This is a genomic window from Clostridium sp. CAG:43, assembly GCF_000434655.1.
Lineage (GTDB): Bacteria > Bacillota > Clostridia > Lachnospirales > Lachnospiraceae > Otoolea > Otoolea fessa.
Map to the genome: position 1 here is coordinate 247 of NZ_FR894978.1, position 1,345 is coordinate 1,591.

Sequence of the window (1,345 nt, forward strand, 5' to 3'; positions counted from 1 at the left end):
TCCAGCTGTACGCCAATTCTGACAGGGATCGGCGCACCGAGCGCACGACTTTCTGTGCCTTGAGCCGATCCACCGCCACCTCTCGGTACTCCGAAAACAAGCTGTAATTATATTCGCCCTGTACTTCCAGCCGCACATTCTCATGCCCTAAGCGGCTGTTCCAGGCATCATATACTCCTGTGAATATACCTTCCGGACTGTCTTCGCATACAAATACAACCATTTTTCTCTCCTCCGTCTGCTTCATGCCTGCGCCATATGAAAATCATCAAACAGCGACATCTGACGGTACAGCCCGCTCTGTGACAACTGCCACTGCTTCCGCTTCTCTTCACTGATTAGCTGTGCCGCGATCGCATCCTCACGGATCTGCACCGGGTACATCATCCGCCCCGAACAGGTAATGAAGTATACCGCCCGCTTCAACACAACTCCCATCTTTTTCAAATCTTCAAACCGAAGCGCCGTCTGCTTTCTCGCAGCGACAATCCGCATCGCAGACTTTACCCCGATGCCCGGAACCCGCAGAAGCATCTCATACGGTGCCCGGTTTACCTCCACCGGGAACTCTCCCAGGTTCTGCAGCGCCCAGTCGTACTTCGGATCCAGAAACACATTAAAATTAGGGTGTTTTTCACTCAGAAGTTCCGACGCCCGGAAGCCATAGTAGCGCATCAGCCAGTCCGCCTGGTACAGACGGTGTTCTCGCAGAAGCGGCGGTCCGTCCGGAAGATCCGGAAGCAAGCTGTCCTCATTCACCTTGATAAACGCCGAATAAAAGACCCTCTTTAATCCAAAATTCCGATACAGCGCTTCCGCGACCGCAACCATCTGATAATCACTCTCCGGAGTCGCCCCGACAATGAGCTGTGTGCTCTGACCGCCGGGGACGAAATAATTCTTGCGGTTTGAGATATTTCCCAGTCCGAAACTGCCATAGATCGATCGTCCTGGGATGACACGGGGGATCTCCGGTGTATGTGTCCTTCCAACCCTTTCATCCGTTCCCCCCGGCTCTTTCGACCTCATAAATCCTTTTACCTTGTCTCCATTCCGCCCCCAATCCATCTTTGTCTCTGTCTGATTCAGACTCAGAATTCCCTTGTCAGCCTGCAGACATTCCCTTTCCCCTTTTCCTATCGCTTTACCACCAATTCCATATCTCCCGTCTCCCGGAATCTGAATTTCTCCGCGCTCTTTCTGCGGAAGCCATGCCCCTCTGCTCTCCAGACGCCCTTCCTGCTCCAGCTGTCTCGCGATCCCAGTCTGGATCTGGCGCATCGGGCGCAGTATCTTGTCCCGCGTCTTTCCCGGCGCCAGGCGCGCCAGACCATCAGCCGTCGGA

Annotated in this window: 2 pseudogenes; both read right to left on the reverse strand. The window is 54.2% G+C overall.

What is annotated here, in order from left to right:
• Positions 1-223 (reverse strand): annotated as a pseudogene (locus tag QVO97_RS00265) (DNA metabolism protein); the annotation flags it as partial.
• Between the two features lie 20 nt (positions 224-243).
• Positions 244-1,345 (reverse strand): annotated as a pseudogene (locus tag QVO97_RS00270) (putative DNA modification/repair radical SAM protein); the annotation flags it as partial.